The organism is uncultured Dysgonomonas sp., from assembly GCF_900079725.1.
GTDB lineage: Bacteria > Bacteroidota > Bacteroidia > Bacteroidales > Dysgonomonadaceae > Dysgonomonas.
This window is the reverse complement of record NZ_LT599032.1, coordinates 1,392,935-1,417,729: the sequence shown is the minus strand read 5'-3', so window position 1 is coordinate 1,417,729 and position 24,795 is coordinate 1,392,935. Positions and strand designations below refer to the sequence as shown.

Here is a 24,795-nt window from a genome sequence, read left to right as displayed (position 1 = left end):
TTTATTCTGCACTTGGCGTCTTTTTGAGTACAATTTGCTCTGAGCTCTTAGCTATTAATTTTGAGAAGAAATCGCGCAGATTTTCATATTCTGCAGGTAAGAATTGCAACTTCTTCAATTGATACTGATAATGAAGCCGGATCTGACTGCCTGATAGAACAACCCGGTATGTAAGGGTCATATCATTATCGTTGAGTACCATTCTCTCTCCTTTGGGCAACTCTTCTACTGTATATCCTTCTGGTACTATAAAATCTATTATTTGTACAAAATTAGTGAGGTAGTCAAATTCGATGGGATATTCACGGGTTTCTTTCTTAAATGGATTTTCGGAATATGGTTTATCAGTAAGTGGAGTGATATATATAAATTCATCAGCCATATCGATATCCGAGGATTGTATATAATTCATCTTTAAGGCTTCGCTTGTATTATCCAGATTTGATATCGAAAAACTGTCTATTTCACATGAAATTCTTTTACTTACCGATTCTATGTAGTCATTTTGATCTTTATGGTTATAGTAGCTGACCTTGGTATTGTATGCCGCATTACCCTTACGTGTATCGGTCGATTTACCTATAAGTTTAGAGTCATTAATCGTTAAATTTATTGTTTTTAATATTGAACCGTTCGAAATTTCAGTAAGGTTTACCCAGTTCGAATGATCTGCCCTCAGGATACGTGCCTGCGGTACCATGCATTTTTCGGGAAGCAAATTCCAGTCTCCGTATTTGGCTGCAGCATCGGTATAGTACATCGTAGTATCTATTTTGACACCTGTGATTACATAATTGAATGCTGATATACTAGGATGTGAAATTGGCATGCGGCCATTACTTCTGGTACTCAATATTACCGGGAATGCATCGAATCCTCCCGCCTGGAGTGCATTTATTAACAGGAAGTTTACTTCCGAACTTGTGCCAATCCCGTTTTTTAAGGCATCTTTCAGGTTCTTGGGATAGAAAGCGTTCTGGTCATTCCATTTCACTTTATATTTGATCATATCCTGTATTTCTTTTGCTCTGTCGAAGCTTACATCCCCTTTGGTAATTTCGTTTTTGAATAGATCTGCTTTCTTCAGATTACCGCCAAACATACTGGATTCTATAATTTCTTTATCGATATTACTCCACGACGAAGAATAATTTTTTACTGTGGAATATGGCATTTGTATGCTTTGGAGTTCGAAAGAAACTTTCGATATATAATCGTTTATTGTCCATAAATAAGATTCGTTCTTAATGGCCGGAACATCAGTTGCTATAAAAGTATAACGATCGGCAGAACATCGTACTTGAGTCCCTTGCGTACGCCCGTTTTCATCTTTGTATTGGATGTGAAATGTCTCGTTTACAGGCTCTTTTTTTGGTGCTAGTGCAATATATCCCTGGGAATTCAAGTGGTACCGGAAGTATTCAGGTAGTGTGACATCGAATGAGGTGTAGAGAATCGGTATAGATGATTGGAAATTAAAATCGCGGAGATCGTAGAAGAAATCGGATACAATTGTGTATTTATATTCTATAACAGATCCTACTTTTGCCGCAGGCATCGTAAATTTTCGTACTTTCCATTTATTATCGGTATCTTCTTCAAAAATAAAGTCCTTTGATAATTTTGTCTTCACTACTTTACCGCCTTCCATATTGTAAGTTGTGCCGGATAGCCCTTTGATATCTTCTTTTGATGAAGTACTGGCCTGATAATATGATATTTCCTGGTCGCACCACTCAAGGCCTTCGGTTTTAAGTATTTTTATTTTCACCTGAAGTGTGTATTCAAACTGAAAACCATATAGATTACTATACACAAAGCGGGTATCACCTTTTTTTAGTAACATAACAGCGGCGGCAGTTGTATCCTGAGGATATGAAGTCATAGACAATTCTTCAACTGTGGCATTACCATACTTTGATTGCGAATAGCAATTGTAACTATTCAGAAATGCAAAAATAAATAGAATGAAGAGGGCAATCTTTTTCATAATATTAGGTTAATTAAATTAGAGTAAATGTATAAAAATGTTTATGAATATTAATTTACTGAAAGTATGTCGTAAAGCATATTTCTGACATTTTATGCGCTTTTTAAGCCGGAATAATAGAATTTTTTCCAATTGGTTTTTATTATATAAAACTATTTATCGTTTTTATAAAAAAAATATTACAAAAGTGACACTTTTACTCGGATTTCTCATTGATGTTTTTTATTATAGACTATAGCTGCAAAATCGTTAGTTACGAGCTGCTGGCTTTTTGTATATATAGATAAATATGAAAGCATATTTTCATATCTTATACTGAAAAATTTTATATGAAAATCAGATTGCTGATGTCATATCGGCAAGCCTGAAAATTGGCAAGGATAATCACACGTTGTTTTTATTAATTTAATTAATGGTACAATGTTAAAACCTGACACTTCTGACACATTTTACCATTTTTATTTTATTGTTTTTACGTCAATTAACCATATGTGGTTAAAAAGGTAACAAAGCTAACAGATATATCAGTAAACAGTCTCCCTACTCGTAACTCTTAACTGCCTGCAAGGCGAAGTAACTTGTGATTCTTAAAAAAGGTAACACAAAGAACAATTAATAATTAAGAATGAAAAATTAAGAACCAACGGTCAGCGGAGCTAATTAGCTTTTTACTCTCTCTGCACCCTCCCTTTAGGTCAGAGCTGTTAAGTTCTAATTTTTTATACCCTCTGTGTCATGTTGAACGGAGTGAAACATCTCGTTTCTCAGGGTCGAGATCCTTCGTTCCACTCAGGATGACAGCAGAAAATAACAACAAAGTAGAGAGCTTAACAGCTCTGGCCCGAGGGAAGGTTGGGGGGAGTTAAAAGGTTACACTTGTCACTCATTTGCTGATATGCTAATATACAAATCTGCTAATCATTTTTTTCAAAGAGCTAAAAGCCAAAAGCTTCCTAATATATAGATAAACTTTTCAAAAAAAAATAAACGTCATTTGCCCTAAAAAAGGAAGGAGAAAATATTTTCCGGTCTACTTCTGCCGGCTGATTTATTGGGCGCATATGGATAGGAATTATACTTATGTTGCGGAAGAGGAGGGTAGTAGTTGATATTAAGAAAACAAAAGAGCCATACTATTACAGTATGGCTCCTCATGTATTTTGTCAGTGACAATTAATATTCACGTCTTCTGTATCCACCATTGTTGCCACCACCTCTGTTATTGTCATAACTTCTGCGAGGACGGTCACCTTCTGTGCGAGGACGAGCTTCAGAAACGGAAATAGTTCTTCCGTCATATTCAGCACCATTCAGTTCTTCAATAGCTTTTTGGCCAGCTGCATTGTCAGCTAATTCAACAAAACCGTAACCTTTAGAACGGCCAGTAGCTTTGTCCATAATAACTTTTGCTGAAGTGATTTCTCCGTATTCACTGAATAGATCCTTCAAATCATTGTCGTTGATGCTGTAGCTCAACCCTGCGATAAAAATGTTCATTGTAAAAAAATAAAATTAAATAATAAATACTCTATGCAGAAGATGTAAATAAATAGGAAAGCTAAAAGAAACTAGACAAGAAAGGTTACCAAAGAAGGGAAATGACTTGAAAAGAAAAATTTAAACTACACTTAAGAACTCTTATGCGATAGCAAATGTAAAAATAAAAATCAGTTATTTAGCATTTTAACCAATTATTTTTTTGTTACGCTTTGCTTTTTTATATTTTATTGTATGATTATGACTGAAAATGTCAGGAATTGAACCTCTTGTAATTTTCAATAACACTGATTACTGTATCCTTATCATTTCCTATTTGTTTCTTTAACGTATCTATGTCGATGAACTTTTCGTCAGGACGTACAAAATCGATAAATTCGGCTGTTAATTCCTTATTGTACAGGTCTCCGTCGAAGTTGAACAGATTCACCTCTATGCTTATATTATCTCCGTTGTGGAGAGTAGGGCGCTTGCCTATATATAGCATGCCATCATACCTTTGTCCCTCTACATGCACATACACTGCATATACCCCAAAAGCCGGGATTACTTTATATGTTTCCCATACCTGTATGTTTGCCGTAGGAAAGCCGATTGTCCGTCCCACTTTGAAACCTTCCACTATCTTTCCCGAGATAGTATAGTTGTATGAGAGCAATTTAGCGGCCTTGCGGATATATCCTTCAACTAGTAATTTACGGATACGGGACGAACTGACATGTTCTTCTCCTGGAAGTTCCCGGGCTTCAATAACGTCGATCCCAATTTCGCTACCGTAGCGTTTATAGTCTGCAAAACCATCTTCCCTGTTATGTCCGAAGCGATGATCGTATCCGATAACTAACGTGTTTACCGAAAGTTTATCTTTTAGTATATCTTTCATAAACTCTCTGGCTGATAGTTGGGAAATCTCCGTTGTAAAATCGAGGCATATGCAATAATCAACTCCGGTAGAAGCCAGGCGTTCTGTTTTTTCATCAAATCCGCAAAGCAAAGCAGGTTGGTAATCTTTTTGCAAGACTTTTCGCGGATGTACCGGAAATGTAATGACGGCAGATGGTAGTTCACGCTTAGCGGCCTCTTCTTTCACCTGGTCTATCAGGAAGCGGTGGCCGGTGTGTACGCCATCGAAAAAGCCTATTGTAGCTACTAGTGGCGCATGTTGAAGTTTATGTTCTCTGTCTATAAGCAACATATATGGCTACTTTTTATAGTAATCCCCTATCTGTAAATACTTTTCGCAGGTCTTCATTCTGATCGGTCAGGTAAGTCTGGAATCCCAGCTTCTCACCAATCTCTACATTTGCTTTTCCGTCATCGAAGAACAGGGTTTCGGCCGGATCCATGTTCGAATCGGCTATAATGAAATCGAAAATTTCCCGATCCGGTTTGGCATGCCCTATCTCATAAGATAAATAGCACTTGTCAAAAAAAGCATTAATAGGTAACCCTTCCGGAGAAAACTCATGTGTCATGGCCCATCCCATTACTGAAGGATTGGTATTGCTGAGTAGATAAACTTTATATTTTTTACGGAGTTCTTTCAGCAACTCGTATTTATAATCAGGGATATCGGCCAGGAAACCTAACCATGCATTGTCTATCTGTTCTGCTGTTACATTCGGATTATTTGATAATTTGCGAAATTCGGTAACAAAATCTTCGCGGTTTATCTTACCCTCTTCATATTCGAGGAAAATCCCTTTTTGACGAAATTCTCCCAGATATTCGTTGATATTAGGAAATCCCAGTGCTGTAAAACGATCTAATGCAGTTTGTTTGTGCAGGCTTACTATCACACCGCCAAAGTCGAACAGAATGTTCTTAATCTTTTTGCTCATAAAATTAAAAAATTACATTTTGTGCTATAATAGCACGAAGTTAGTTATTTATTCTTTAAGAGCCGTTATTTTCAAATTTGTATTTGTATTTTTGTTAATATTAAAACATTAGTAAAGTGCTTCATAAAACAAGAGGGGTCGTCCTCAACACCATTAATTATAACGATAAATACGTTCTTGCCCAGGTTTTTACTGAATCATTCGGGCGGGTAACTTATATGGTGTCGAAAGTCAGAGGAAAGAGTTCGAAAGTGCCTAAATCTTTATTCTCGCCGCTTGCCATCCTCGATATGGAAGTAGAGCACCAGGCTTCCCGTGATATACAACGAATACGCGAAGCCCGTGCAGATATGTATTTGTATGATATATCAGGTGATTTGGGCAAGACATCCATGGCTTTTTTCCTTTCCGAATTTCTTACCAGGGTCTTGAAGGATGCAAACGATAGCCGCCTGCTATTTAGCTTTCTGGAACAATCGGTACAGATTTTGGAAATGACAGATAAGAGCATTTCTAATTTCCATTTGGTATTCATGCTTAAACTCAGTCATTTTTTAGGCTTTTACCCTAATTTGGAGGAATACAGGGAGAATAGCCTGTTTGATATGATGAATGGAGAATTTGTGCTCTATCAGCCTTTGCATAAACACTTTCTGAACAGGACAGACAGTAAATCTCTTTCGTTATTAGCTCGTATCTCATATGAAAATATGCATCATTTTGTCTTTTCACGTCAAGATAGGATAAATATAATAAATAAGGTGCTGGAGTACTATCGCTTACATCTTTACGATTTTCCCGGCTTGAAATCGTTGGATGTATTGCATGAATTGTTTTAATAGGGTTTCTAAGTGGAATTTCATATATTCGTAACTTGTAATATATAACTAACATCTATGACATTGGAGGAAGTAAAGAATTCGTATAAAAGTCGTATCGATAAAGAGAAAGCAACGTTATCCCGACTAAAGAGGGTTATATTTCAGGTAGGGACAATACGGTTGGTTGTCGTATTGACCTGTATTGCCATAAGTTACATCTTCTGGAGTGATACACCTGTAGTGTTGACTGCAATAGGTATATCCGTAGCGATTTATCTCTTTTTTATGAAATATCATAACCGGTTATTTCTTCAAAAAAAATATTGCGAATTACTTATTCTAAATGCGGAGAACGAACTGAAAGGGATTGATTATGACTTTTCTGCATTCGATGGCGCACCCGAAAAAGCAGATGCAAACCATAGTTACAGTGTAGATTTGGACTTGTTTGGCAATCATTCATTCTTCCAATCAATAAACAGGACTGTGACATCTTTTGGAAAAGACAGGCTGGCAGATACACTGCTTTACCCTTTCGAGAGGAAAGAGGATATTGTAGCTCAGCAGGAAGCATTGAAAGAGTTAAGGGGGAAGACCGAATTACTCGACCATTTCAGGGCGATAGGGCAAATGACTGATGCGGAAGATTTGAATATCCATTTCTTTTCACAGCAGTTTATGCAGACAAAGCTTTTATCCAAAAGCTTCTGGAGATATTTTATATATATCGCTCCTGTTGTATCCATTACGGTTCTTATTCTATGTATTGCAGGTCTGCTTCCATATGCAGTATTAGGTCTTGTCTGGACAATTTTTTTCCTGCTGAGTCTTGCTCCATTAAAGGATATTAATCTAAAGAAAAGTTTGTTTGAAAAAAAGATAGAGACACTCAGGACATACTCCAAGCTATTTAAAATAATAGAGAAGGAAAAATTTGAATCTACATTGCTGATTAACATACAGAACAAGATAAACAGCGGAGAATCGGCTTCTCTAGCTATACATCAACTGAGGTCGTATAGTAATAACCTTGACCAGTCATCGAATATTCTGGGACTTCTTTTCCTTAACCCTTTCTTTTTCTGGAATGTTATCTATTCTATAAAGATAGAAAGATGGATAACTTTACATAAAGATAATATTATCAGTTGGTTTAAGGTATTAGCCAAATTCGACAGCCTTGTTTCTCTCGGGATATTTGCCTATAATAACCCTGGTTACACATATCCGGAAGTTGCGGATACTTTTATGCTGGAGGGTAAAGATTTAGGTCATCCGATGCTTAATAGATGTGTTTGTGTACGCAATGATGTAACCATAAGCCGCCATCCTTATTTCTTGGTTGTTACGGGGGCAAATATGGCTGGCAAAAGTACATATCTGCGTACAATCGGTATAAACTTAATTCTGGCCTGCGCAGGCGCACCTGTATGTGCGGTATCCCTAAAGTTTTATCCTTATAAATTGGTTACAAACTTGCGTACCTCAGACTCACTGACAGATAACGAGTCTTATTTCTTTGCAGAGCTTAAACGGTTGAAAATGATTATAGATCGCTTACAATCGGGTGAGCAATTGTTTATTATATTGGATGAAATACTGAAAGGAACCAACTCGGAAGATAAGCAGAAAGGTTCTATCGCTCTTATGAAACAGTTGGTTTCGCTCGATGGTAATGGTATAATTGCCACACATGATCTCGTATTGGGTAATCTGGAAGAAGAATTCCCCGATGCAATAAAGAATTACAGATTTGAGGCTGATATAAAGGATGAGCAATTGTCTTTTACATACAAGATAAGGGAAGGGGTGGCTCAGAATATGAACGCAAGTTTCCTGATGAAAAAAATGGGAATAACAGGGCTTTGATGCCCCTCCCATCGTCCCCGAAAGGGTGGGGAGTTATTGATATTAATTTATGGCTTTGCTAAAGTCCCCTGAGGGGGATTTAGGGGGCTTAACTAATACATTATGGAAGATATACTACATTACATATGGAAATTCAGGCTTTTTCAGAAAGGACTGAAAACTACTACAGGTCAGCCAGTAGAAGTGATTGATGTTGGTCTGCCTAACACAAATGAAGGTCCCGATTTCTTTAATGCTAAGATTAAGATAGGAGATAAGATTTGGGCCGGTAATGTAGAGATCCATAAATCGTCGGATCAATGGGTGAAGCATAAGCATGATGTAAATAAGAACTATAATTCTGTTATACTTCATATTGTAGAAAAAGCTAATTGTGAGGTGTATAACGAATCGGGGCAACCGGTTATGCAATGCGAAATAACTTATCCGAAACATATATTGGAGAATTATGATTTCCTCATTCATTCCAATACTGATATTCCTTGCTGCAATTATATTGGCTCCATGTCATCTTTTCATCTCAATTCGTGGATGAATACGTTGTTGATAGAACGTTTGGAACGAAAATCAAAACATATACAGGAATTACTCGAGCGATATAATAACTCGTGGGAAGATGTATTTTATGTAATTCTTTCGCGTAATTTCGGGTTTGGATTAAATTCCGATTCTTTCGAGAGATTAGCACTGAGCCTGCCATTGAAATATATCCGGAAGCAGGGTGATAACCTTATTCAGATAGAAGCTTTGTTGTTTGGGCAGTCAGGCATGCTGGACAATCTTAAAGTAAATGACGATTATTATTCTTTATTACAAAAAGAATATGCTTTCCTGAAAAATAAATATGAACTGAACCCGTTAGAATCTTATGTATTCAAAAGTTTAAGAACGCGGCCAACTGCTTTTCCTCAGATTCGGATAGCCCAGTTAGCGGCTTTATTACATAATTCACATGGATTATTTTCTAAAATTACAGCCTGCGATGATATGGGACGCATCAGGTTGATGTTTCATGTAAACGCTTCTGAATATTGGCAGACGCATTATGCATTCGGAGTTTCATCCGAACGAAAGGTAAAATACCTTGGAGATGCCTCTCTCGACATTATACTTATAAATACGGTAGCTCCGATTCTATTTTTTTATGGGAGGACTATCGATAGTGAAATACATTGCGAGCGGGCACTTCGTTTTCTTGAGATATTGAAGCCGGAGAGAAATTCGATAACGAAACATTTCGAAAGACTGAAAATGCCATTGAATAATGCTGCCGATTCGCAGGCTATGATTCAACTCAAGCACGAGTATTGCGAGCCCAGGAAATGTTTATTTTGTAGGGTGGGACATCAACTATTAACCAGTTAACAGTTACCAAATCAATTAACCTATGACTAAAATGAAATATATAGACCTTTTTAATCATCTTAAAAAAATAGAGAATTATACCGATAGCGAGATTGAAATTGATAGTCATCTTGTTATGCGTAATTTTACTTTCGAATCGAATTATCGTTTTATCCTTCCCGGGGGACTTGGCAATAATGACGACTATGAGTATATTCCAAGTATACCAGAAGATTATGAGCCTGACGTTATTCAGCAAATGCTGAATAAGAAGGATGCGGAGATTATGGAAAATATAAAGTTCCGCTATCATATGATAATGCCAAAGAATGAGCAGAAGGCCAAAGGTATTATCTTTATGTTTCATGGTTTTAATGAAAAATACTGGAATAAATATTTGCCCTGGGCAAAATATATAGCGGAGAAAACAGGTAAATCCATAGTGATGTTCCCTATAGCTTTTCATATGAACCGTGCGCCTGCCACATGGAGTAACTCACGGGAGATGTATCATGTGAGCGAACAACGTAAGCAACGTCACCCTGATGTTATCTGTTCCAGCCTGTCTAATGTCGCTATCAGTACCCGTTTGCATAACAAGCCACAGCGGTTTCTGTGGTCGGGGCTGCAAACATATTATGATGTAATTGATTTTGTCGAAGCTTTTAAAGAGGGACTGCACCCGGCAATAGAAAAGGATGCTTCAATTGATTTTTTCTCTTACTCTATTGGTACATTCCTCGGCGAGATACTAATGATGAGCAATAAGGATGGACACTTTGCGAAATCAAAATACGCGACCTTCTGTGGGGGGGCTGTATTTAATAGGTTATCGCCCGTATCGAAGTTTATTCTCGATAGCGAAGCCAATGTAAGCCTATACTCTTATGTGGTGGAGCATCTTGAAAGTCATATGAAACGCGACGAAGTACTTCGCCATTATATGCATACCCATCCCGAGGGAAATAATTTCAGAAGCATGCTCAACTACCGGTCACAAACGATAGCCAGAGAAAACCGCTTCCGAGAAATGAGCCATCAATTCTATGCTATTACATTAGCTAAAGATGAAGTTGTGCCTGCATATGAGGTTATTAATACATTGCAGGGTTCGGACAGGGATATTCCTATCAGGATAGAGACGTTGGATTATCCATATAAATATATCCATGAAGACCCATTCCCGGCACTTCCGAGGATTGCCGATGAGGTGGATAAGCAGTTCCGTTTAACTTTCGATAAAATAAGTGATTTCTTAAAATAAATTCTGATGAATAAGATTTTTAATGTAGTAGCGCTGACTCTTTTGTTTGTAACATCGTTCTCCGGGCAGGCGAAAGCTCAGGAAGTGGAAAAGCTGTTTAATGGAACAGACTTATCTAATTGGAATTTTGTGCTGGATAAGAATAGTATACCGGCAGAAAAGGTATTTTATGTAAAGGATGGTTTGATTCACATTACAGGTGAGCCACTTGGATATATGTATACTAAGCAGAAATACGGCGACTATCATTTACATGCAGAATGGCGTTGGCCTGAAGGTGTAGCATCGAATAGCGGTATTTTCTTATTGATAGAAAAACCGGAGAATCCTTTTCCAAACGGTATAGAATGTCAGTTGAAAGCCGGAAACGCAGGTGATTTTGTATTACTCAACGGTTCCGATCTGGCTGAATACAAGAATCCTGAAAGCGGACGTCCTAAATTTCCGGTAATAGCGAAGGCTAAGGCTTCGACGGAAAAAGTTCCCGGAGAATGGAATTGTGCTGATGTATACTGCCGCAACGGAGTAATTACGATATATATAAACGGTGCCTTCCAGAATAAGGGTACAAATAAAATCAAGGAAGGTTACATCGGTTTACAGAGCGAAGGCAAAGATGTTGAGTTTAGGAACGTGACATTAACACCATTGCCTTAAATATTAAACAGATAGAGAGTAGGAGAGAAGGGGATTTAGTTCCCCTTTTTCAATTTATCTATAATAATCGTCGCTGCGTGTCCGGATGCGCCCGGCTTACCCAGTATATTTATTACTTCATCATATTCCGATAACATCTTGTCCCGATAAGGAATGTCATTCAATAGCCTGTCAGTTTCATTTCTTATAGCCTCGACCGAAAAGAATTTGGCGAACAATTCCTGTACTACTGTTTTGTCGGCAATCAGATTCACAAGCGAAATATATTTTGTGTGAAGTACGTTCTTAAATACCCAGTATACGACATGAGGTATCGGGGTTTCGTAACATACAACCTGCGGAACCCGGAACAAGGCCGTCTCCAGTGTCGCTGTACCTGAGGTGACTAGAGCTGCTTCTGCGTATTCGAGTAAACGGTATGTTTGCCCGAAAACGATCTTACAGGGCTTATCTCCAATGTATTTCTTATAGTAATCTGCTTCTATTGCAGGAGCTCCGGCTATGATGGGTTGGTAATCCGTGAATCTTTCTATCGATTCCAGCATAGCCGGCAGGTTGTCTTTTATCTCTTGTTGGCGGCTTCCTGCTAACAGTGCAATAATAGGTTTATTATCCAGTTTGTTTTCTGAGATAAATTTTTCCCGCGTGTCATCTTTGTTTTCTTCTCTGAAATTTGCTACTGCATCTACTACAGGATTGCCTACATAGTCGATGTGATAGTTATGCTTTTTGTAAAAATCCACTTCGAATGGAAGGATCGACAACATTTCATCCACATACTTTTTGAATGATTTTACCCTGTATTCTTTCCATGCCCAGACTTTAGGCGAGATGTAATAATAGACAGGTATCTGTGTATGTGTCTTTATATATTTGGCGACTTTAAGGTTAAAGCCCGGATAATCTATAAGTATAAGTACATCCGGCTGAAACCTGATAATTTCCTCATTGCACATTTTCATGTTGCGCAGAATCGTCCTGAGATTAAGCAATACAGGTATAAAGCCCATAAAGGCCATTTCTCTATAATGCTTTACCAGTCTGCCTCCCTGTGCCTGCATGAGGTCACCACCCAGAAAACAGAACTCTGCATTTGCATCCTGCTCTTTCAATGCAGCCATCAGATTCGACCCGTGCAGGTCGCCGGAGGCTTCTCCCGCTACAAGAAAATATTTCATAAATATCAGTTAACAGTTATCAGTCAACAGTTAACAGTCATGCATCGTATGGATGACTTCAACTCATAACTCATAACTTATAATTTATAACTAAATTAAATTCTCCCATGCCTTTATTGGTTCCAGGTAATCATGGTTTGTCATATCCACTTTTACGGGAACAACCGCAACATAATTGTGGACTAATGCCCATTCATCTGTATTTTCATCATATGGCTCATCATTGGTAAATTCCCCGGCGAGCCAATATATTTGCTTGTTAGCGCCATCTTTCGACAGAACAAATTCATTCGTCCATTTTCCTGATGTCTGACGGCATATTTTCAGGCCTTTTATGCCATGTCCTTTCGGTATATTTACATTAAGGCATGTTCCCGTCGGTAATCCGTCCTTTAGTACCTGAGATGTAAGCATGCGTGTATACTTATGGCAGGCAGAGAAGTCTGCATGATGGTCATGGTCCAAGAGCGAAAAGCCGATAGATGGTATTTTAAATACAGCACCTTCCATTGCAGCACCCATCGTTCCTGAGTATAGTACGGCAACAGCTGCATTCGAACCATGATTGATTCCTGAAAGTACAATGTCGGGTTGACGTTCGGTCAGTTCGGTTATACCCAATTTCACACAATCGACAGGAGTTCCGGTACAACTGTATATCTTCAGATCTGCTTCGTCTTTGATTAAATGTGCGCGCAATGGTTGCAATGATGTTATTGCGCTCGACATTCCCGAACGGGGGCCGTCCGGAGCTACTACTATTATTTCACCTAATCCTTTTACGCTCTCTATCAATTCATTTATACCTTTAGCCTGATACCCGTCATCATTTGTTATCAGTATCAGAGGCTTCTTATTCTCCATTATTTTGCGTTTATATTTATCATTGTTTTGTTAATAAGCAAAGATACGTCAATAATTTTTAAATCTTTTACAGTGCATATCCTTTGTGTGCCCTTAGTGCTGATGGTTGATATATATTTTAAGTATTTTGTATATAGCATCTAACTTCATTTGTTTTGCTGCGCCGGTTAGCTATTAACAGTATCCTGCCTCATATCCTTAGCAATGAATCTAACCACGCAATATAGGATAAAGACAAATATCAGATACATAATAGCCCCTAAATGGTGTAGGTATATTACAGCAAATGTCGCAATCAGGATGGCAGCTGTAACGGATAATGCCTGCCACAGACGAGTATATACATCCAGCTTCTCACCCCACACTTTTGGGCGGAATACCCAATTGACAGGATTTACAAAAGCATTGAGCAGAAGAATCGAGTAAGACATATATTCGTATTTCACATCATTGAGAATACAAATAATGGCTACAATACCTATCATTGCACCATAGTAAAGTTTCCCATACTTTGTAGAGGCGCTTGATGGCATATCGGTAGCCATAAAGATGGCGCCCAATAAAAGACCTCCCAGCGAAAACTGTATACTATATGAAGTAAAGGTGGAGAATGTTAATAATAAAATGGTGAATGCAACTAGTAAAGCAGTAGGTATATGCCACGAAATCCTGCGGCGTACCAAAAGAAATATTCCTCCTGCGACTAACAGCAAAACAGAGTATTCTCCTATTGCCCCGGATGCTTTATATATCAACTGGTCGAAAAACTTATCTCCGATAAGATTGAGTTCGGGTATATTCACAGCTGTTTTATCATACCATATGCTACGGGAAGTCATTACTGCAGGAAAGAATATTGCCATAAATTCGCGACCAACCAATGCCGGATTAAATACATTGCGTCCCATTCCGCCCCAAAGAAGTTTCCCGAATAGTACAGCCATGGCTCCGCCGAACGCAACAACATACAGAGGCGTAAAAGGTGCTATGGTAAACGATAACAGAATGCCCGTTATAATGGCTGAGCCATCGGCGACAGAATCAGTCTGTTTGAAAAAGATAGCGGAAAAGATAAATTCGGTTACCAATGCACTGCCCACCGCTACGAGTATCACCATCAACGGAACAAAGCCGAAAGCCAGATATGATATGGCTATACAGGGAAGTAAAGAGATAATGACATCGGTCATTATTTTACTGGTACTTACATCTTTCCTTACAAAAGGAGCGTATATCATTTTATCGTATTGCATCTGCCAGTTGTTTTAATTTGATTTTTCCCTCCTTTATACTTTCAATCAAGGGCACATTACTCGGACAAATGTATTCGCAAGCAGCGCATTCTATACAGCTGCTGATACTATATTTTTCGAGATTGAAGTATTTTCCCCTACGAAAATTCTCTTCAAACTTCATCGGCATCAAATGCATAGGGCATACATCGACGCAATAGCCACAAGATATACAATTGCTTCGTTTAATTTTCTCTTTACGGAAAAACAGTACTCCGGATGAGCCTTTCGATACAGGTACATTCCAGTCGGTAATACCCCGTCCCATCATAGGGCCCCCCAATACAACTGTTTTATTGGTGACCGACAGGCCAAGCAGGCTTATAAAATGACCGACAGGTGTACCGATCTTAACTTCAAAATTACCCTCGTTGAGTGATTCCTCTCCCGATATGGTTATTGTCCGGCTGATTACCGGATGGCGGTTTACCACTGCATCATATATGGCACAAATAGTCCCTACATTACTAACAATAACTCCTATATCGCGGGGACGCTGAGAACGGGGCATCTCAATGCCTGTTACTGACCGGATAAGCTGGAGCTCACCACCTTGAGGATATTCATTAGGGAGCACTACAACACGGAAGTTCTTATATTCGGCCTTTTGAAGAAGTGGACTGAATATCTTCAGAAGTTCCTTATTCTGTTCTTCGATAGTGATGACAGTATCATCTGCCTGAAGTATTCTGTTTGCTATGCCAATCCCTTTGAATAGTTCTTCTGTACGTTCTGCCATCAAAGCATAATCGGCCGTCAGGTACGGTTCGCATTCTGTTCCGTTAATAATAAACGTATTTATTTTATGGCCTTCAAGCCTATATTTTAGTGACGTAGGAAATTGAGCTCCACCCTCGCCGACTATTCCGGCTGCTTCTATCAGTTCTATTAGTTGCTCAGGGGTATATGGATCAGTATCATCTTTGGACAGTTCTACCTCTGCCTCCTCAAAATCGTTACTTATCACAACTGTAGTCGCCATAAAACCGTCAGCCTGCAAAGCTTCCTTTATATCGGTCACTATACCCGAAACGGGAGAATGCATATTAGCCGGCATATGGTTTATACTCCGTGCTATCAATTGGTATTTCTTTACCTTGTCGCCTACATTCACAACCGGTTCGGGCATACTGCCATAGGATCTGAGCAAAGGAATGTAAAGAAGGGGGGCATCTTCGAGAGGCTGAATCTTCAGCTTCTTAGTCTTACTCTTCATCGAAAAAATATGCATCATAAGCCGGATGTTAATTATAAGTTATGAATTATAAATGATGAGTTAAAGCATCAAATCCTTTAGTACAGGTCATCCTGTTATTCTCATCTATAATGAAGCCTTCAAACGTGAAATAGGGAGCCAGGATATCTGCTTTTTGCAGAAATCCTTCCGCCGTTTCATTAAACAATGCGGTGGAGAGTATGTCTCCAACCATGCAACTATCGCTTATTATACCAATTTGTTTAGTGGTGGATGGAAATCCAGTTTTAGGATTCAATATATGTCCGTACTTTATCCCTTCTATATTCACAAAAGTCTTGTCTTGGGATGAAGTTGAGAAGCATTGGTTACTGATATCCAAGTTAAAAAGCAGTTGCTCATCATCAGGGTTTCTTGCTATTACCTGCCAAGCCGGATGCGATTCGTTATTGATTGCCCGTATAGTACTTCCTCCTGCATTGATAATAGCATCCGTAATACCAATATTGGCCATCTTTTCCACAAGTTTGTCAACTGCAAAAGCCTTGATAAACGAACCTGTGATAATCTCCTGACCTTCTGCTATCCTGACACGGTTTCCTTCTATTTCAATTCTGCGGTAATCAATTAGTTTCTTTGCCGCTATGAGTTCCTCAGAAGAGGGTATTCCTCGTTGTCTATCCTTGTAGAAACCCCATAGACGAAGCAGCGGCATGATAGTAATATCGTATGTACCATCGAAATAGGCGGAAAAGCTGATAATCCGCTCTAATATCTTAACCGTTTCATCGTCAACCTCAACAAAGTGTCCTGCATGTTTATTTATCCGGTCAATATACGAATCCGGCTGATAGGAATTATACTTTTTGTTTACATTCTCCAAAACAGCATACAATTCATCAAAAATATCATCTTCATAAAATGCTGATACTTTAATTTTTATATGAGCATGAAACAGGAAACGCGTCTGTGCCTTGTATAATAACTCCATTATTTATTACTCGGTTCCTGAAGCTTCTTCCGGAATCGCTTTTTCTATTATTGTTTGTTTTGGTTCTTCTACTTTCTTCGGCTCTTCTTCTATTTTCTTCTCCACTTCTTTTTTTACAGCGGGTACAGTAGATGCAGCTTTCGGTTTCGCCGGAGTATTCACAGGAGTTTCCTTCTTCACCTCTTTTGCTTGCGGTTCTGCCGGCTGTTCTGTTTGGGGGTTGTCATCTTCTTTTTCTGTTGCAGCTATAGGTAGAACTTCTACTTCCTTAGTGGCCTTATCTTTCTCTTCTTCAGCCTTAGCCGTATTATTCGCTGCATTTACTCTGTAGCCTGAGACAATGAGAATAACACCGAAAAGAAACAATGTTATTTTCTTTATGTTCTGTATTATATTCCGCATATTCTTAACCTGTTATGATCCATTAATTTCCTGATCACAAATGTAAAATAATAGTTCGACTTGAAAAAAAACATTAACTATTTATAGCATTTTGATTTTAATATAGATAAAACTAATAAAGTTTTATACTTTTGCACTGGAACTAATTATATATACTTATTTTACTTATGATTAAAGCAAGACTTCTATTTATTCTCATCACATTTTGTTCATTACAAACATTTGCTATACCTCCCCGTACAAAAATAGAGAAAGACAAGGTTACTCTAACCTATATTGAAGTGAAAGACGAAGCCATTGAATTTGCAGCTTCCGATATACATAGTATGATTCTCCGGAAGAATAAAGGATTCTTATGGCCGGCTACAAAAATAGCATTCTCCAAAAAAGACGGTCAACTCTACTTCGACGTCACAGCAATAGACAACTCGTGGTGCAATATGTTCCGTGCCGACGAAAACCCGTATGGCTATTTTGTAATCGGGGGAAGAATGTTTATCGTAACGTCCAAAGGTAATGAACCTGTCGATCTGGCTGAATATTTTACCTGCGATAACGATATAGAAAGAACTTTCTATAAGCCGGATGCTACAGTAAAACCTGTAAGTAAAAATCCTGTTTGGTACTATCTCCATAAAGGGAAGATGGCAACCGTCTTAGATTCAATAAACATGGCAAGTTTAGGAAGATAAAATAAAAGGACTGAATTTTTTCAGTCCTTTTATTTTATCCATCATATCAATTATAACTTTGCGGCTAGACTCTTCGGCAGATAAAATGTATCATTCTTATCTATATAGACTACTACGGAAGGCAGTGCAATAGGCTGATTATTTAAGTACACTACCGATTTGAAGGCGGGAACAGATAGAGTCACATTCCCTTTCTTTACTTTCAATACAGGAAAATCAGCAGATTTATCTATTGTATAGTCCATGCCTTTAAACACATCTGTATGTTTTGCAAATATCTCTTCTCTCATTTCAGGTAAAGAAGTTTTCAATCCCAGTGCAGCACATAGATACTGATTGATCTCTACATTTGTATTCATACCTACAGGTATATCACCACTGGGATGATAGGCAGCTAGGAATACTTCTTCTCCGGTGTGTCCTCCGGTAGTAAAGCCAAAGTAAGTATGTGAATCCATAATGTTAATAATGCTGGAACCCATATTTACGCTGTTGCTGACCTTCATATAATCTGCTTCTTTATAGTTCTTTGAACTCAACAACAGATTTAACTCTTCCTCGTTCAGATCAATATCTGTGTATTCTTTGAATATCGCTTTAAAATCTTCCGGTTTAGACTTCAGCAAGATCCTTTCTAATCCTTCGCCAGTCTTCTTGAATTTCGATACATTCTTAAACAAGTCATCAAGGGTTGCTTTATCATAGCTTTTCAAGTCTCTGCGACCGATAGTGAATCCACTGTTTCCATGATCGGGAAGTACTATAACTGTTGTTTCACCATTTTTCTTCGCAAAGTCCATTACTGTAGCTACTGCTTTATCAAAGGCCAGGTATTCTGTAATACATCCCACGGCATCATTACCATGTGCCGACCAGTCTACTTTGCTACCCTCTACCATCAGGAAAAATCCGTTTTCGTTCTGAGACAGCCTGTCTAATGCTTTTTGGGTCATCTCCTGTAGCGATGGAATTATTTCAGGATCCCTGTCCAGATCGTATGGTAATTCTCTTTCATTGAATAATGCCCATACTTTTTCTTTTCCATTAAAAGATCTGAAAGCTTTGACATCATCCTGAATCAGCGTGGTGCCAGTATTTTTGAAATGCTGTTTAATATCATTTGTCAATATCGAATTTCCTCCTCCAAACATTACATCCAGATTCTGGTATGCCATTTGGGACGCTATATATTCATATTTGCCACGTGCATAATAATGTGCCGAGCAATCAGCAGGGGTAGCATGCGGAAATTCTACTGTCACCACTAGTCCAGTTGCTTTATTCTGTTGGTATTTAGCTGCTTCTAATAGCGTAGGCAAAGGCTGGTAGGCCATAGTCGGATCTACAGGTATAAGATCATTCGCCGGATCGGCAACCGGATAAATAGAAACATTGCCTGTACGTTGCGGCATCCCTGTCATATAGCACGAGGTAGTCGGGGCAGAGTCTCCTATCGGAGCATTGGACGAAAATGTTTTCACTGTTCCGCACAGATAAGGATCGATAGCAAGATTTTCACCGCCCAGCTTATTATAAATCTGATACCAGCGTGCAGCAGAAACAACTCCGATAGATGTTCCATCCGGTATCATTACTATGACATTCTTTGTCGGTTTTACAGGTCTTCGATACTGTTGCTGGGCAAAAACAGTTATCGAAAATACAAAGAAGAGCAATAAGCTCACACTTACTTTTTTCATTTGTTTTTTTAGATTTTTCGTTTAATTAAGATTCTCAAAGTTACAAATTATTATTTAGCTAATTACAGACTATAAGCGTCAATATATTCTTAATATATCCTATATTATAGATATTTATTATAAGATTCTCTTTACTGATAAAAATAAAAAGTAACAAAAGTAACAGGTATGTCAATTAAATAGCAACACATATTTGTTAAGAATAATTGAATATTTTCTACTTGTTTCACTAAAGTATAAAAGGTAACAAAAGTAACACTTTTGATACAGTTTCTTCTATTATCATATTTTGACCTTTTATCAAAATACATCAAAGATAATCAAGCCTGTAACTTCTTTTATATAGATAAATTTTCGAGATAAAATTAAAGCATTGAGGAATATTTATAAAAAAGAGCAGACTACCAAGCCTGCTCTTTCCATATATCATTTTTTATTTCTTCTTTACAAAGTCAACCCCATAATCAGATTGGGGAAGATACCCAGTAATAAGTTCAGTGCAATAGCTGTGATAGCAACCGCCTTATATTCGAAAGGTACTCTCAACCGTTCGGTTGTTTCAGGCTCTTTTGTAATCATTACATTGGCAACACCCAGATAATATGATACGGCTATTACGGAGTTGATGATACCGAATATAACCAGTATCAGATGGTTTGTTTGCAACATTTGCCCGAATACAAAGAACTTGGCGAAGAATCCGGCAAAGATTGGGATACCACTCAGTGAAAGAAATGCACATATCATTACTCCTGTCATCGTTGGTTGCCGTTTGATGAGTCCGAAGAAATTGGAAATATCTTCGTTGTCCTTACCTCTGCATACACCCAGTATAACAGCAAATGCTGCTACGCCGGCAAGACTGTACGCCGCAGCGTAATATAAAACTGTATTGGCCGAACTTCCTATAGCCAGTAATGTCATCATCATAAATCCCGCATGCGAGATACCCGAGTAAGCCATCATGCGCTTGATGTTGGACTGTTTCATAGCAGTGATGTTACCTACGGTCATCGTCAGTATCGAAAGTACGATCAGGGCTATCTGATAAGCCGGGGTTATACCAGCAGCAAGAACACTTACTATTTTGTATAAAGCGCCTATTGCCGCTACCTTTACCAGCGTACTCATTATAGCAGTGACAAGGGTAGGTGAGCCTTCATATACATCGGGTGCCCAGAAATGAAACGGAACGATAGATGCCTTAAAGAGCATACCGACAGATATCATAATGAAGCCGATATTGAACCATACAGGCATTCCCGATGTCATCGAGTCTACAGATATTTCGTTTATATCAAATGAGCCTGTTGCCCCGTATACCAGCGCAATGCCGAAGAGAATGAAGCTGGAAGCAAATGCACCCATGATGAAATATTTCATACCCGCTTCATTGCTTTTCAAGTTCTTGGGTTCGCTTGCCGCCAATACATAGGCTGCAATGGAAAGTACTTCGAGCCCGATAAAGAACATGGCAAAATTACCGAACGAAACCATTGCTACAGCTCCTGCAAGCATAAATACTTTCAGGGCTACATAGTCGGCGATTTTTACCATCTTGTCCTGATAGAATTTGGGGCTCATCGTTAGGATGAGAATGGCAAGCACAATGAATAAGATGGAAAATCCTTGCGAAAATCCGCTTGTTACCACCATGTTGTATTTATCCGTGCCAAGGAATGACTCTCCCAGATAAAATTCGGTAACAGTCAATCCCAATGCTGCTATCAAACCGATAAGGGTGACAGGTATGAGGATCTTTCTTAAATTGAGAATCTCTAATAACAGGCAAATAATTCCTAATCCCGCGATGGCTATCAATGTACTCATTATATATCTGACTAAATTTTTATCTGTTAATATACATTACAATCTCTTCTAAACTCGAAGATACAAGGTCTGTCACCGGTTTTACATATACCCCGAAGAATAATAGTACTGCGACGATCAGGCTGAATACGAAAATTTCGGTTTTGGACAGATCCCTGAACTTAGTTTCGGAAGGCTCTCCAAGCATAACGTGCTGGAACATCCGCAGCATAAATAATGCTCCCAGAAATAATGATGTTCCTATTGTCAGGGCATACCATAGATTTACTTCATAGAGACCGTACATAATGGTAAACTCCCCGATAAAGTTGAATGTCAACGGAACCCCGATAGAAGACAATATGGCAAGGAAGAATGCAACTGTAAATTTAGGTGTATGCGATGCGATTCCTCCAAGTTTGCTTATAGATAATGTATTTGTACGGTTTTGTATTATGTCTACTGAGTAGAACAGCCCTACAATACCGAAACCGTGCGCAAGTATAAGCACCACCGCTCCTTGCAATCCGTCATACGTAAGCGCATATGAACCTGCAGCCACAAAGCCTACATGCGAAAGTGAGGCATAAGCCATAAAGCGTTTCAGGTCGTCTTGCCTCAGAGCCATTATTGCTCCATATACCACTCCGATAATACAGAGTATAAGAACAATTGTTCTTAGTTCTTGTGCTGCATAAGGTGTTGTCGGTATTTGCCAGCGTATAACACTGTATGCACCCATTTTCGACATCAGACCCGCTAACAGCATTGTACCTACAGCCGGAGCTTTCTGATAAACATTAGCCTGCCATGTATGGAATGGGAAAATAGGTATTTTAATAGCATAAGCAAGGAAGAAGGCAAGGAATATCCATATCTGTTCCGTATTGCTCAAATTGGCATTATAAAATGCTTCTAGCTGGAAACTGCCTGTCTTCGTATACATGTATATAATTGCAGCCATCATAAACAATGAACCCGCGAATGTGAACAGGAAGAATGTCATGGCTGCCTTGCGGCGTTTAGCCATCTCTCCGTTACCCCATAGTATGATGATGAAGTAAATCGGGATAAGCGACATTTCCCAGAATACATAATATAGTAGCGCGTCACTGCTCAGGAAAGCCCCTGTCATGGCAAAAGCCATAAACATGATAAGGCTGTATAAGAGCTTTTCGTTCTTAAACTCGCGGTTATGCGCGGCCAGTATAATGATGGGTAATAGAATCGTTGTTAACAAGATCATGGCGATGGCCAATCCGTCGGCTTTGAGCGAGAATGATATATTCGGATTGCTTATCCACTCTGCACTGTAGTTTGTACCTGCGGCACCGAATTTTAGACATAGGGCAACAGAGAATATAGCTGCTGCGACACTGAACAGGATAGCAACCTTGGAGGCAAATCTGTTCCCTGAAAAATAAGTAAGAATTGCACCTACTAATAATATGATTAATATAATAGCGATATTCATGTTTCTTTAAAAATTTTATACAAGGAATAAACAGATTATTAGCGCACTGAAACCTAACACAAAGAAGAACAGATAAAATCCGAGGCTTCCGTTCTGCAACTTCTTGAAGTACGGTGATACAGTTTCTACAAGTTCGCCTCCTCCTTTGAAGAAGCCTTTGAGCCATTGTTCCATATACTTATCGAAGAAATTAGCCAGAGCATAGATTGGTTTTACGAATAATGCATTGTATATTTCGTCGATATAATATTTATTGTAAAGCACTTTTCCAAATCCTGTGATTTTACTATCCTCGGCAGGTACTTCCGATTTCTTAATATATTTGAAGTAAGCCAGTCCCAGACCAATAAATGCGATCAGAGAAGAGATTATCACTGTGGTCAGCTGCATGTCCAGAGGCGGATGTTCTGCTGTTGCGCTTGGCAGTATCGGAGCAAGAAATCCGTTTAACCAGCTATGAACACCAAGGAAAGAAGGAAGGCTGATAACTCCGCCGAATACAGCTAAGAATCCTAATATGATTAATGGCATTGTCATTGTATTCGGTGACTCATGCAAATGATGCTTCTGTTCTTCCGTACCTCTGAATTTTCCGAAGAATGTCAGGTACAGTACCCTGAACATATAGAAGGCTGTCAGCAGTGATGCCAAAGCGCCGAGTATCCATAGTATCTTGTTATGCTCGAAAGCTGTCAGCATTATTTCGTCTTTCGAGAAGAAACCTGCAAAAAGAGGTATTCCCGATATGGATAGTGTAGATACTAAGAATGTATAGTATGTTTTAGGCATGGCTTTCCTTAGTCCGCCCATCTTGCGCATGTCTTGTTCGCCACCCATCGCATGGATAACCGAACCTGAACCAAGGAAGAGACAGGCCTTGAAGAAAGCATGTGTGATAACATGGAACACGGCCACATGATATGCTCCCAGTCCCAAAGCGAGGAACATAAGTCCCAATTGCGATACGGTGGAATATGCCAGCACTTTCTTTATATCGGTCTGTGCAATAGCTATGGATGCGGCGAATAATGCTGTTACTGCTCCCACAACGGCTATTAATAATCGAATACCTTCTGTTAAATCAAACAAGAAGTTAAGGCGTGTCACCATAAAGATACCTGCTGTTACCATTGTAGCGGCATGTATCAGTGCGGAAACCGGAGTAGGTCCCGCCATTGCATCAGGCAACCATGTATATAGAGGTATCTGCGCACTTTTACCTGTTGCTCCAACAAATAGAGCTAAAGTAGCAACGCCGAGTAATGTGGAAACTTCAGGATTGGATGTTGTGGATACGGCCGTTTTCAATGTGTCGTAATCCACTGTCTTGAACAGATAAGCCAGTGTAAAGATACCTATAAGGAAGCCTAAGTCCCCGATACGGTTCATTATAAAGGCTTTCTTTGCAGCATCGTTGTATTTTTGATTTCTCGACCAGAACCCGATCAAGAGATAAGAACACAGGCCGACGCCTTCCCAGCCGATGAACATAACCAGCAGGTTGCTTCCTGCTACCAGTACCGACATAAAGAAGATAAAGAGATTGAGATAAGCGAAGAACCGGTCTATATTCCTGTCATCGTGCATATATCCCATCGAATAGATATGGATCAGCGCGCCGATACCAGTCACAAACAACAACCATAACAAAGACAGTTGATCGAGCGTGAAGGCCAAGTTTGTTGTGAACTCACCGAGAGCAATCCATTGAAACAAGTCTACATGTACAACTTCACCCGAAGAAAGTACACGGAGAAAAAATACGAGTGAGATAACAAAACTGACAAGTACAGCCGACGTGGCGATAATTCCGGGCATTGTCCGTCCCAGAAATTTTTTGCCAACGAGCAGATTGATTAAAAAACCAACAAAGGGGCTAAGCAGAAGTATTAATACTAATAGTGTGTCCATCCGT

The 24,795-nt window shown here is 38.9% G+C and carries 20 protein-coding genes; 6 read left to right on the top strand and 14 right to left on the bottom strand.

Annotation, left to right across the window (positions count from 1 at the left end; all coding sequences use genetic code 11):
* Position 1 precedes the first annotated feature (1 nt).
* The 4 genes from QZL88_RS06175 to QZL88_RS06160 form a co-directional block, all read right to left on the bottom strand.
* The gene (locus QZL88_RS06175) at positions 2–1,990 is read right to left on the bottom strand and encodes a DUF3857 domain-containing protein (RefSeq protein ID WP_296939219.1); all 1,989 of its coding nucleotides are present in this window, start codon (positions 1,988–1,990) and stop codon (positions 2–4) included.
* Positions 1,991–3,163: 1,173 nt separating this feature from the next.
* Entirely contained in the window at positions 3,164–3,487 is a 324-nt protein-coding gene (locus tag QZL88_RS06170) for an RNA-binding protein (RefSeq protein ID WP_006798612.1), read from the bottom strand.
* Between the two features lie 253 nt (positions 3,488–3,740).
* Entirely contained in the window at positions 3,741–4,682 is a 942-nt protein-coding gene (ribF, locus tag QZL88_RS06165) for a riboflavin biosynthesis protein RibF (RefSeq protein ID WP_296939214.1), read from the bottom strand.
* Positions 4,683–4,695: 13 nt separating this feature from the next.
* Entirely contained in the window at positions 4,696–5,328 is a 633-nt protein-coding gene (locus tag QZL88_RS06160) for an HAD family phosphatase (RefSeq protein ID WP_296939213.1), read from the bottom strand.
* A gap of 116 nt (positions 5,329–5,444) precedes the next feature.
* On the opposite strand from QZL88_RS06160, the gene recO reads away from it, so the two are divergent.
* The 5 genes from recO to QZL88_RS06135 all read left to right on the top strand — a co-directional run bounded on the left by recO (position 5,445) and on the right by QZL88_RS06135 (position 11,283).
* Positions 5,445–6,167: a DNA repair protein RecO gene (gene recO / locus QZL88_RS06155; protein ID WP_296939211.1), complete on the top strand. Its 723-nt coding sequence runs from the start codon at positions 5,445–5,447 to the stop codon at positions 6,165–6,167.
* Between the two features lie 57 nt (positions 6,168–6,224).
* Entirely contained in the window at positions 6,225–8,018 is a 1,794-nt protein-coding gene (locus QZL88_RS06150; RefSeq protein ID WP_296939209.1) for a hypothetical protein, read from the top strand.
* A 102-nt stretch (positions 8,019–8,120) separates the two neighbouring features.
* On the top strand, positions 8,121–9,383 hold the full coding sequence (locus QZL88_RS06145) for a DUF2851 family protein (protein ID WP_296939206.1): 1,263 nt from the start codon (positions 8,121–8,123) through the stop codon (positions 9,381–9,383).
* 22 nt (positions 9,384–9,405) lie between these two features.
* On the top strand, positions 9,406–10,626 hold the full coding sequence (locus QZL88_RS06140; RefSeq protein WP_296939203.1) for a DUF6051 family protein: 1,221 nt from the start codon (positions 9,406–9,408) through the stop codon (positions 10,624–10,626).
* Between the two features lie 6 nt (positions 10,627–10,632).
* Positions 10,633–11,283: a DUF1080 domain-containing protein gene (locus tag QZL88_RS06135; RefSeq protein WP_296939202.1), complete on the top strand. Its 651-nt coding sequence runs from the start codon at positions 10,633–10,635 to the stop codon at positions 11,281–11,283.
* Between the two features lie 35 nt (positions 11,284–11,318).
* Here QZL88_RS06135 and lpxB read toward each other — a convergent pair whose 3' ends face one another.
* From lpxB to QZL88_RS06105, 6 genes are all read right to left on the bottom strand, one after another.
* A complete protein-coding gene (gene lpxB, locus QZL88_RS06130) occupies positions 11,319–12,461 on the bottom strand; it encodes a lipid-A-disaccharide synthase (RefSeq protein ID WP_296939201.1) in 1,143 nt (380 codons plus the stop codon).
* A 90-nt stretch (positions 12,462–12,551) separates the two neighbouring features.
* Entirely contained in the window at positions 12,552–13,325 is a 774-nt protein-coding gene (surE, locus tag QZL88_RS06125; RefSeq protein ID WP_296939200.1) for a 5'/3'-nucleotidase SurE, read from the bottom strand.
* A 167-nt stretch (positions 13,326–13,492) separates the two neighbouring features.
* Positions 13,493–14,578, bottom strand: coding sequence for an RnfABCDGE type electron transport complex subunit D (locus QZL88_RS06120; RefSeq protein WP_296939199.1), 1,086 nt, complete (start codon positions 14,576–14,578; stop codon positions 13,493–13,495).
* Entirely contained in the window at positions 14,565–15,851 is a 1,287-nt protein-coding gene (gene rsxC, locus QZL88_RS06115; protein ID WP_296939198.1) for an electron transport complex subunit RsxC, read from the bottom strand. The genes QZL88_RS06120 and rsxC overlap by 14 nt, the downstream gene beginning before the upstream one ends.
* A gap of 28 nt (positions 15,852–15,879) precedes the next feature.
* Entirely contained in the window at positions 15,880–16,803 is a 924-nt protein-coding gene (locus QZL88_RS06110) for an FAD:protein FMN transferase (RefSeq protein ID WP_296939196.1), read from the bottom strand.
* 6 nt (positions 16,804–16,809) lie between these two features.
* On the bottom strand, positions 16,810–17,205 hold the full coding sequence (locus tag QZL88_RS06105; protein ID WP_296939195.1) for a hypothetical protein: 396 nt from the start codon (positions 17,203–17,205) through the stop codon (positions 16,810–16,812).
* 167 nt (positions 17,206–17,372) lie between these two features.
* Here QZL88_RS06105 and QZL88_RS06100 point away from each other — a divergent pair, with 167 nt between their 5' ends.
* Entirely contained in the window at positions 17,373–17,897 is a 525-nt protein-coding gene (locus QZL88_RS06100; RefSeq protein WP_296939193.1) for a hypothetical protein, read from the top strand.
* Between the two features lie 50 nt (positions 17,898–17,947).
* Here the strand turns inward: QZL88_RS06100 and QZL88_RS06095 are convergent, their stop codons facing one another.
* From QZL88_RS06095 to nuoL, 4 genes are all read right to left on the bottom strand, one after another.
* Positions 17,948–19,597, bottom strand: coding sequence for an alkaline phosphatase (locus QZL88_RS06095; protein WP_296939191.1), 1,650 nt, complete (start codon positions 19,595–19,597; stop codon positions 17,948–17,950).
* A gap of 444 nt (positions 19,598–20,041) precedes the next feature.
* On the bottom strand, positions 20,042–21,427 hold the full coding sequence (locus QZL88_RS06090; protein ID WP_296939188.1) for an NADH-quinone oxidoreductase subunit N: 1,386 nt from the start codon (positions 21,425–21,427) through the stop codon (positions 20,042–20,044).
* 19 nt (positions 21,428–21,446) lie between these two features.
* Positions 21,447–22,880, bottom strand: coding sequence for an NADH-quinone oxidoreductase subunit M (locus QZL88_RS06085; RefSeq protein ID WP_296939185.1), 1,434 nt, complete (start codon positions 22,878–22,880; stop codon positions 21,447–21,449).
* Between the two features lie 15 nt (positions 22,881–22,895).
* Entirely contained in the window at positions 22,896–24,791 is a 1,896-nt protein-coding gene (gene nuoL, locus QZL88_RS06080) for an NADH-quinone oxidoreductase subunit L (protein ID WP_296939183.1), read from the bottom strand.
* Positions 24,792–24,795: the final 4 nt, after the last annotated feature.